The organism is Citrobacter sp. U14242 (genome assembly GCF_046555775.1).
In the GTDB taxonomy this organism is placed as follows: domain Bacteria; phylum Pseudomonadota; class Gammaproteobacteria; order Enterobacterales; family Enterobacteriaceae; genus Citrobacter.
Genome location: NZ_JBKGLW010000008.1, coordinates 307,677 through 317,179 on the forward strand (window position 1 = coordinate 307,677; position 9,503 = coordinate 317,179).

Annotated in this window: 6 protein-coding genes and 6 tRNA genes; 11 read left to right on the forward strand and 1 reads right to left on the reverse strand. The window is 50.9% G+C overall.

The window, feature by feature from the left end:
* Positions 1 to 180 precede the first annotated feature (180 nt).
* Positions 181 to 2,130: a PTS N-acetyl glucosamine transporter subunit IIABC gene (nagE, locus tag ACLJXE_RS15580; protein ID WP_410751339.1), complete on the reverse strand. Its 1,950-nt coding sequence runs from the start codon at positions 2,128 to 2,130 to the stop codon at positions 181 to 183.
* A 350-nt stretch (positions 2,131 to 2,480) separates the two neighbouring features.
* Between nagE and nagB the strand changes: the two genes are divergently transcribed.
* The 11 genes from nagB to ACLJXE_RS15635 all read left to right on the forward strand — a co-directional run bounded on the left by nagB (position 2,481) and on the right by ACLJXE_RS15635 (position 9,496).
* Positions 2,481 to 3,281, forward strand: a complete 801-nt coding sequence (gene nagB / locus ACLJXE_RS15585) for a glucosamine-6-phosphate deaminase (protein WP_003022803.1) — start codon at positions 2,481 to 2,483, stop codon at positions 3,279 to 3,281.
* A 60-nt stretch (positions 3,282 to 3,341) separates the two neighbouring features.
* The gene (gene nagA / locus ACLJXE_RS15590; RefSeq protein WP_410751340.1) at positions 3,342 to 4,490 is read left to right on the forward strand and encodes an N-acetylglucosamine-6-phosphate deacetylase; all 1,149 of its coding nucleotides are present in this window, start codon (positions 3,342 to 3,344) and stop codon (positions 4,488 to 4,490) included.
* Positions 4,491 to 4,498: 8 nt separating this feature from the next.
* The gene (locus tag ACLJXE_RS15595) at positions 4,499 to 5,719 is read left to right on the forward strand and encodes an N-acetylglucosamine repressor (RefSeq protein WP_286628354.1); all 1,221 of its coding nucleotides are present in this window, start codon (positions 4,499 to 4,501) and stop codon (positions 5,717 to 5,719) included.
* Positions 5,720 to 5,956: 237 nt separating this feature from the next.
* Positions 5,957 to 6,709 carry a ribonucleotide monophosphatase NagD gene (gene nagD / locus ACLJXE_RS15600; RefSeq protein ID WP_003022792.1) on the forward strand — a complete coding sequence of 251 codons (753 nt, stop codon included), beginning with the start codon at positions 5,957 to 5,959 and terminating at the stop codon, positions 6,707 to 6,709.
* Between the two features lie 301 nt (positions 6,710 to 7,010).
* Positions 7,011 to 8,675: an asparagine synthase B gene (gene asnB / locus ACLJXE_RS15605; RefSeq protein ID WP_286628355.1), complete on the forward strand. Its 1,665-nt coding sequence runs from the start codon at positions 7,011 to 7,013 to the stop codon at positions 8,673 to 8,675.
* A 224-nt stretch (positions 8,676 to 8,899) separates the two neighbouring features.
* Positions 8,900 to 8,976, forward strand: a tRNA-Met gene (locus tag ACLJXE_RS15610).
* Positions 8,977 to 8,986: 10 nt separating this feature from the next.
* Positions 8,987 to 9,071 (forward strand) — tRNA-Leu (locus tag ACLJXE_RS15615).
* A 22-nt stretch (positions 9,072 to 9,093) separates the two neighbouring features.
* Positions 9,094 to 9,168 (forward strand) — tRNA-Gln (locus ACLJXE_RS15620).
* Between the two features lie 37 nt (positions 9,169 to 9,205).
* Positions 9,206 to 9,280: transfer RNA gene (locus ACLJXE_RS15625), tRNA-Gln, on the forward strand.
* 21 nt (positions 9,281 to 9,301) lie between these two features.
* Positions 9,302 to 9,378 (forward strand) — tRNA-Met (locus ACLJXE_RS15630).
* Between the two features lie 43 nt (positions 9,379 to 9,421).
* Positions 9,422 to 9,496 (forward strand) — tRNA-Gln (locus tag ACLJXE_RS15635).
* Positions 9,497 to 9,503 lie beyond the last annotated feature (7 nt).

Here is a 9,503-nt window from a genome sequence, read left to right on the forward strand (position 1 = left end):
ATCTTATAAGCAGGACTGACTGACAACCTTTAGTTACGCAAAATACGTATCAGGCGAAAATTATGCGGGCAATTGCTGCAAAAAAAAGCGGCGGAGGATGTCCCCCCGCCGCTTTTGATTCATCTCATATTACCGAATGGTGGCGCTTATGCCTTATCCACCCTACCGGCAACAAGCGACTTACTTAGCTTTAATCTCGTACAGTGGTGTTTGACCGGCAACCACATGACCTTCGGCTTTAACAACCAGACCACCGAAATCATCGCTATTGCTGCAAACTACCGGGCTAATCATGGAACGTGCGTTCGCGTTCAGGTATTCCAGATCCATTTCCAGAATCGGTTGACCTGCTGCAACAATCGCACCTTCTTCAACCAGACGTTTAAAGCCTTTACCTTCCAACGCCACGGTATCGATACCCATATGGACCACGATTTCCGCGCCTTTTTCTGTTTCCAGACAGAAGGCATGGTTGGTGTTGAAGATTTTCACGATGGTACCCGCTGCCGGAGAAACCACAGTTTTATCCGTTGGTTTTACCGCCACGCCGTCACCCACTGCTTTGCTGGCGAATGCTTCATCAGGCACTTGCTCCAGTGCAACCACATCACCGGTAATCGGAGAAACCAGTGCTTCAATGGTGGCTGCATTCGCTACCGCCTGTGGTTTTGCAACCGGGGCAGCCGCTGCCGGAGTACTGTCAGTAGACGCTGCCGCCACCGGGCCACGTGCCACAACTTTCTTCATTTCGTCGCCGATAGATTCAGCTTTCGCACCCACGATGACCTGAATAGTTTGTTTGTTCAGCTTAACCACACCCGATGCGCCTAAGCGTTTGCACATCGCATCATTTACGCGGGCAGAATCGCCAACGGTCAGACGCAGGCGGGTGATACAGGCATCAATCGCTTTCAGGTTATCCGTACCGCCAACCGCTGCAATGTAGTTGGTAGCCAGTTGAGCTAAACCTTCTTCGGTATTGCTGTTCGCTTCGTCAGTAACAATCTCGTCTTCTTTATCTTCGCGACCCGGCGTTTTCAGGTTAAACATACGAATAACCGCGCTGAACAGGACGAAGTAAATAACGAAGAACACCAGACCCATGACGACCAGCATCCAGACGTTCTTACTTGCAGCCGGCAGGTTATACATCAACACGTAGTCGATAGCACCTGCGGAGAAGGAGAAGCCCGCGTGGATCCCCAACAGCGTCGCAACGAACAGGCTGATACCCGTCAGAACAGCGTGCAGGAGGTACAGCAACGGCGCCAGGAACATAAACAGGAATTCCAGCGGCTCGGTAACACCGGTCAGGAATGCGGTGATAGCAACGGACAGCAGCATACCGCCGACCATCGGACGACGTGCTTTCGGCGCGGCGAAGTACATCGCCAGTGCCGCACCCGGCAGACCAAACATCATGATCGGGAAGAAGCCAGACATGAACATACCCGCAGTGCCGTCACCCGCGTAGAATCGGTTGATATCACCATGGAATACCGTACCTGCAGCGTTAGTGAATTCGCCAATCTGGAACCAGGCGATGGTGTTCAGAACCTGATGCAGACCGGTAGGGATCAGCAGACGGTTGATGAAGCCAAAAATACCGGAACCCAGCGCGCCAGCGCCCACGATCCACTCACCACCCGCATGGATGGCGTTCTGCACCGGCGGCCACACGTAGCCGAAGATAGCAGCCAGCACCAGACAGAAGAAGCCAGTGGCGATGGGTACAAAACGTTTGCCGCCGAAGAAGCTCAGGAAATCAGGCAGTTTGATGCCAGACCAACGGTTATACACCGCGCCGCCGACCAGACCGGTGATGATACCCGCCAGGACGCCCATGTTGATCGCCGGGTTAATGGTAACCATTGCTTTGGTCAATATGAAATAACCAACCGCACCTGCCAGCGCTGCCGCACCCGCGCTGTCTTTAGACCAGCTGGAAGCCACACCGATAGCAAAAATTAACGCGAGGTTATCAAAGATAGCCCCACCCGCTTGCGCGATGAAGGGTACGTTCAGTAAATCTGGTTGGCCGAATCGCAGCAACAGTGCCGCGACTGGCAGCACCGCGATGGGGAGCTGTAACGCCCTACCCAGCCGCTGGAAAAAACCTAAAATATTCATTTTATTCCCCCTACGAGACCCCGATTAGGCTCCTTTGAAGCCATATTTTTATTGTGCGACCATTCCTGACTGCAACAGCAAGAGATTCTGGAACAACAACATTAACCATTCATCTACATTCAGAGTGTGTGAAAAATTAATTCGTATCGCAAATTAAAAGCGTGTTTTTTGTGATTACAATCACCAAATATCGTTATTAACCCTCCCTCGCACTGGCTAACTACGAAAACTTATTTTATCATTCAAAAAATCGAAACGGATTGATCCTTACCGATGCAAAACCAGGTTACGCTTAATACTGCACAGAGACTCAATCCGCCAGCTGCTTACATTTACTTTTGAGGTGAAGAATGAGACTGATCCCCCTGAATACCGCTGAACAAGTCGGCAAATGGGCTGCTCGCCATATCGTTAACCGTATTAACGCGTTCAAACCAACGGCAGATCGTCCGTTCGTTCTGGGCCTGCCAACTGGCGGTACTCCGCTGACTGCCTATAAAGCATTAGTCGAAATGCACAAAGCGGGCCAGGTGAGCTTCAAACATGTTGTCACTTTCAACATGGACGAATATGTTGGCCTGCCGAAAGAGCATCCGGAAAGCTATCACAGCTTCATGCACCGTAACTTCTTTGATCATGTTGATATTCCAGCAGAAAACATCAACCTCCTCAATGGTAACGCGCCGGATATTGATGCAGAATGCCGTCAGTATGAAGAGAAAATCCGTTCTTACGGTAAAATCCATCTGTTTATGGGCGGCGTAGGTAACGATGGACACATTGCGTTCAACGAACCCGCTTCTTCTTTAGCTTCCCGTACTCGTATCAAAACGCTGACCCACGACACCCGCGTAGCAAACTCACGCTTCTTTGACGGCGACGTAAGCCAGGTGCCTAAATATGCACTGACCGTAGGCGTGGGCACCCTGCTGGATGCCGAAGAAGTGATGATCCTGGTACTGGGTCACCAGAAAGCCCAGGCGCTGCAGGCGGCTGTTGAAGGTAATGTTAACCACATGTGGACTATCAGCTGTCTGCAACTGCATCCGAAAGCGGTTGTGGTCTGCGATGAGCCTTCCACTATGGAACTGAAAGTGAAGACGCTGAAATACTTTAACGAGTTAGAAGCGGAAAATATTAAAGGTCTGTAATGATGTCTCCGCCCTGCCGAAAACTTGCAGGGCGGCATTTTTTTGAAATCGGGGGTCGGAATGTATGCTTTAACCCAGGGCCGGATTTTTACCGGTCACGAAATTCTTGATGACCATGCGATTGTTGTCGCCAATGGCCTGATCGATAGCGTTTGCCCACTGTCTGAATTGCCGTCAGGGATTGAACAGCGCTCACTGAATGGGGCCATTGTCTCCCCCGGTTTTATTGATGTGCAGTTAAACGGCTGTGGCGGTGTACAGTTTAACGATACGGCAGAGGCCGTTACCGTTGAAACGCTGGAAATCATGCAGAAAGCCAATGAGAAATCGGGCTGTACCAACTATCTGCCAACGCTAATCACCACCAGCGATGACCTGATGAAGCAGGGCGTTCGCGTCATGCGTGAATACCTCGCTAAGCATCCAAATCAGGCATTAGGGCTACACCTTGAAGGTCCGTGGCTGAATCTGGTGAAAAAAGGGACGCATAATCCGAGTTTTGTCCGCCAACCAGACGCTGCACTGGTCGATTTCCTGTGCGATAATGCGGATGTCATCACCAAAGTGACGCTGGCGCCTGAAATGGTTCCTGCCGAAGTAATCACCCAACTGGTGAGTGCAGGTATTGTGGTGTCTGCGGGCCACTCTAACGCAACGCTGAAAGAAGCAAAAATCGGTTTCCGTGCAGGCATTTCCTTTGCAACACATCTGTTCAACGCGATGCCTTATATTACCGGCCGCGAACCAGGTCTGGCAGGTGCGATTCTTGATGAGGCCGATATTTATTGCGGTATCATCGCCGATGGCATGCATGTTGACTATGCCAACATCCGCAATGCCAAACGCCTGAAAGGTGACAAACTGTGCCTGGTGACCGACGCAACTGCACCGGCGGGTGCAAATATTGAACAGTTCATTTTCGCTGGTAAAACAATATACTACCGCAATGGACTGTGTGTTGATGAGAACGGCACACTGAGCGGTTCATCATTGACCATGATCGAAGGCGTACGCAATCTGGTTGAACATTGCGGTATCGCACTGGACGAAGTCCTGCGTATGGCAACGCTCTACCCTGCTCGCGCCATTGGCGTCGACAAACAACTCGGCAGTATCGCGCCAGGCAACGTAGCCAACCTGACCGCGTTCACGCACGACTTTAAAATTATCAAGACCATCGTTAATGGCAACGAGGTCGTTACTGAGTAAGAGAAAGAATGACACCAGGCGGACAAGCTCAAATAGGTAATGTTGATCTCGTAAAACAGCTTAACAGCGCGGCAGTTTATCGTCTGATTGACCAGCATGGGCCAATCTCGCGAATTCAGATTGCCGAGCAAAGCCAGCTTGCTCCCGCCAGCGTAACCAAAATTACGCGTCAACTGATTGAACGCGGGCTGATTAAAGAAGTCGATCAGCAGGCCTCCACCGGGGGGCGCCGCGCCATCTCTATCGTCACCGAAACCCGTAATTTCCACGCCATTGGCGTTCGCCTTGGCCGCCACGACACCACGCTGACGCTCTATGATATGAGCAGCAAAGTGGTTGCCGAAGAGCATTATCCGCTACCAGAGCGTACCCAGGAAACGCTGGAGCATGCGCTGCTCAACACGATTGCCACCTTTATTGACAGTTGCCAGCGGAAAATCCGTGAGCTGATTGCAATCTCCGTTATCCTGCCAGGCCTCGTTGACCCCGAAAGTGGCGTCATCCGCTATATGCCGCATATTCAGGTTGAAAACTGGGGACTGGTCGAAGCTCTTGAAAAGCGGTTTCAGGTCACCTGTTTTGTCGGTCATGATATCCGCAGTCTGGCGCTTGCCGAGCACTATTTTGGGGCAAGTCAGGATTGCGAAGACTCTATTCTGGTGCGTGTCCATCGCGGAACCGGCGCAGGAATTATCTCCAACGGGCGTATTTTCATCGGACGCAACGGCAATGTGGGTGAAATCGGCCATATCCAGGTTGAGCCACTGGGCGAACGCTGCCATTGCGGCAACTTTGGTTGTCTGGAAACGATCGCAGCCAATGCGTCCATTGAACATCGCGTACAACATTTACTGAAACAAGGCTATCCGAGCCGCCTCACACTGGACGATTGCAGCATCAAAGCGATCTGTAAGGCAGCCAATAAAGGTGACAATCTGGCAGCAGAAGTTATCGAGCACGTTGGTCGCCACCTTGGAAAAACCATCGCGATTGCGATTAACCTGTTTAATCCGCAAAAAATCGTCATTGCCGGTGAGATTACCGAAGCAGATAAAGTTCTGCTTCCGGCAATAGAAAGCTGCATTAATAATCAGGCACTGAAGGCGTTTCGCCACAATTTACCGGTGGTACGTTCCACGCTGGATCACCGTTCAGCGATTGGTGCATTTGCGCTGGTGAAGCGCGCCATGCTCAATGGTTCATTGCTGCAACGTTTGCTGGAGAGCTAATACACGTCATCCTTCCTGCTGCCTCTGCGTTAGCGGGATCGGCTCACCCCAGCCACTTACTTCAGTATGCTCAGGGGATGAATGAGGGCCATTCATGTTCCTCACCGGAGGTCAGCCTTTGGCTGATCAAATTCGTTCCTGACGAATTTGTCACTCCCTTGCCGTCTTGATGCAACTCGGATGATTGCGTGTATTTTGTGTATAGTAATGCCTTCTTTTTTTAATGTCGGATTGTCTATGGCCATTAAGAATGTAATTTGTGATATCGACGGCGTGCTAATGCACGACAATGTTGCCGTACCGGGTGCGGCAGAATTTCTGACCGGCATTCTGGAGAAAGGTTTACCGTTAGTCCTGCTGACTAACTACCCTTCGCAGACCGGGCAAGATCTGGCAAACCGCTTCGCCACTGCGGGTGTGAATGTCCCCGATAGCGTCTTTTATACTTCCGCTATGGCTACTGCTGATTTTCTCCGTCGTCAGGAAGGGAAAAAAGCCTACGTGGTGGGTGAAGGTGCGCTGATCCACGAACTGTATAAAGCAGGCTTTACTATTACCGACGTTAACCCTGATTTTGTCATTGTCGGAGAGACCCGCTCATACAACTGGGACATGATGCATAAAGCGGCTTACTTTGTGGCTAACGGCGCACGTTTTATCGCCACTAACCCGGATACCCACGGTCGCGGCTTTTACCCTGCTTGTGGTGCGCTCTGCGCCGGTATTGAGAAGATCTCCGGCCGTAAACCGTTTTATGTCGGCAAACCCAGCCCGTGGATTATTCGCGCGGCGCTCAACAAAATGCAGGCGCACTCTGAAGAAACAGTCATTGTTGGCGACAACCTGCGCACCGATATTCTGGCAGGTTTCCAGGCGGGTCTGGAAACTATCCTGGTACTGTCTGGCGTATCCAAGCTTGACGATATCGACAACATGCCATTCAGACCAAGCTGGATCTACCCCTCCGTTGCAGAGATTGATGTGATTTAATCCCCAGGCCGGATAAGACGCACGCGCGTCACCCTCCGGCAATGTTGCGGCGTGAATGCCGGATGACGGTGTAAGCGCCTCATTCGGCCAACAGAGATCTCACCATCTAATAAAAACGCCATTTTATTGATGATTCATCAATAAATGCGCTCATTACGTAATCTTTTTTCACCATTCAACAATCATCATTGAGTTTTTTATTTTCAGCACGCCAAACTCCTTGCGCCCCCAGCGGCTTTGCGGCATTTTCTTTATCAAGCAAACATAAAAAGCATCACGCAACAGGTTAACGGAGAAGGTTATGTGTTCTATTTTTGGCGTATTCGATATTAAAACAGACGCAGTTGAACTGCGTAAAAAGGCTCTGGAATTGTCCCGTCTGATGCGCCACCGCGGCCCGGACTGGTCTGGTATTTACGCCAGTGATAACGCCATTCTGGCGCATGAACGTCTGTCTATTGTCGACGTCAATGCGGGCGCTCAGCCGCTGTATAATGTGAAGAAAACACATATCCTGGCTGTTAACGGAGAGATTTATAACCATCAGGCGCTGCGTGCTGAATACGGCGATCGCTATCAGTTCCAGACCGGTTCTGACTGCGAAGTTATCCTTGCGCTGTATCAGGAAAAAGGTCCTGAGTTCCTCGACTCGCTGCAAGGCATGTTTGCCTTCGCACTGTACGACAGCGAGCAGGACGCTTACCTGATTGGCCGCGATCACATCGGGATCATTCCACTGTATATGGGCTACGACGAACACGGCAACTTCTATGTTGCGTCTGAAATGAAAGCGCTGGTTCCTGTTTGCCGTACGATTAAAGAATTCCCGGCCGGTAGCTATCTGTGGAGTAAAGACGGCGAAATTCGTCAGTATTACCAGCGTGACTGGTTTGATTACGATGCAGTAAAAGACAACGTTACGGATAAAAACGAGCTGCGTCAGGCACTGGAAGATGCCGTGAAAAGTCACCTGATGTCCGATGTTCCTTACGGGGTGCTATTGTCCGGTGGTCTGGACTCCTCCGTTATTTCCGCCATCACGAAAAAGTATGCGGCGCGTCGTGTAGAAGATCAGGAACGCAGTGAAGCCTGGTGGCCGCAACTGCACTCTTTCGCGGTTGGCCTCGAAGGTGCACCGGACCTGAAAGCCGCGCAGGAAGTGGCAAACCACCTTGGTACTGTCCACCATGAGATCCATTTCACCGTGCAGGAAGGTCTGGATGCTATTCGCGACGTGATTTATCACATCGAAACCTATGATGTCACAACCATTCGCGCTTCAACGCCGATGTACTTAATGTCGCGCAAGATTAAAGCAATGGGCATTAAAATGGTGTTATCTGGCGAAGGCTCAGACGAAGTGTTTGGCGGTTATCTCTACTTCCACAAAGCGCCAGACGCGAAAGAGTTGCATGAAGAAACCGTGCGTAAACTGCAGGCGCTGCACATGTTCGACTGCGCCCGTGCCAACAAAGCAATGTCTGCCTGGGGTGTCGAAGCCCGTGTGCCTTTCCTGGACAAAAAATTCCTTGATGTGGCAATGCGCATCAACCCACAGGACAAAATGTGCGGCAACGGAAAAATGGAAAAACATGTCCTGCGCGAATGTTTTGAATCGTATCTGCCCGCCAGCGTGGCGTGGCGTCAGAAAGAGCAGTTCTCTGACGGCGTCGGTTACAGCTGGATTGACACGCTGAAAGAAGTCGCTGCAGAGCAAGTTTCCGACCAACAACTGGAAACCGCCAGCTTCCGCTTCCCGTATAACACGCCATCGTCTAAAGAAGCGTATTTGTATCGTGAGATTTTTGAAGAACTGTTCCCGGTAGCCAGCGCGGCTGAATGTGTTCCTGGTGGCCCTTCTGTTGCCTGTTCTTCAGCAAAAGCCATTGAATGGGATGAAGCGTTCAAAACCATGAACGATCCGTCTGGTCGCGCGGTTGGCGTGCATCAGTCAGCCTATAAGTAAGCGAATCATCAGCAAAGAGCCCTTCGGGGCTCTTTTTTTATGTCGATTTAACGCGCGAAAAAACAATTAATAACTAATAATTGCCGAATATTGCGTCATGCTGTTCGCAACCTAACCAAACAGTCACATTCCGGCTATTTTCAATGAAAAAGGGGTTGACGCTTCAAGGCTCAATACGCATAATGCGCCCCGCAACGCCGATAAGGTTACGCGAAAAAAAAGATGGCTACGTAGCTCAGCTGGTTAGAGCACATCACTCATAATGATGGGGTCACAGGTTCGAATCCCGTCGTAGCCACCATCTTTTTTTTGCGGGAGTGGCGAAATTGGTAGACGCACCAGATTTAGGTTCTGGCGCCGCAAGGTGTGCGAGTTCAAGTCTCGCCTCCCGCACCATTCACCGTAAGCGTTGCACGGATGGGGTATCGCCAAGCGGTAAGGCACCGGTTTTTGATACCGGCATTCCCTGGTTCGAATCCAGGTACCCCAGCCATTTTTTCTTCGATAAAGCGGTTCACCGCGACGGTCATTGGGGTATCGCCAAGCGGTAAGGCACCGGTTTTTGATACCGGCATTCCCTGGTTCGAATCCAGGTACCCCAGCCATCGAAGAATATGTTAGTATTTGGCTACGTAGCTCAGCTGGTTAGAGCACATCACTCATAATGATGGGGTCACAGGTTCGAATCCCGTCGTAGCCACCATATTAAGATGTATCGGGTTAACCCGGTAAATCCAAAAAATTGTTGGGGTATCGCCAAGCGGTAAGGCTCTGGTTTCTGATACCAGCATTCCGAGGTTCGAATCCTCGTACCCCAGCCATATTAAA

Bases quoted from the DNA above. Each gene is read 5' to 3' on its own strand.
- nagE (WP_410751339.1), bottom strand. From the start codon at position 2,130: ATGAATATTTTAGGTTTTTTCCAGCGGCTGGGTAGGGCGTTACAGCTC.
- asnB (WP_286628355.1), top strand. From the start codon at position 7,011: ATGTGTTCTATTTTTGGCGTATTCGATATTAAAACAGACGCAGTTGAA.
- nagB (WP_003022803.1), top strand. From the start codon at position 2,481: ATGAGACTGATCCCCCTGAATACCGCTGAACAAGTCGGCAAATGGGCT.
- nagD (WP_003022792.1), top strand. From the start codon at position 5,957: ATGGCCATTAAGAATGTAATTTGTGATATCGACGGCGTGCTAATGCAC.
- ACLJXE_RS15595 (WP_286628354.1), top strand. From the start codon at position 4,499: ATGACACCAGGCGGACAAGCTCAAATAGGTAATGTTGATCTCGTAAAA.
- nagA (WP_410751340.1), top strand. From the start codon at position 3,342: ATGTATGCTTTAACCCAGGGCCGGATTTTTACCGGTCACGAAATTCTT.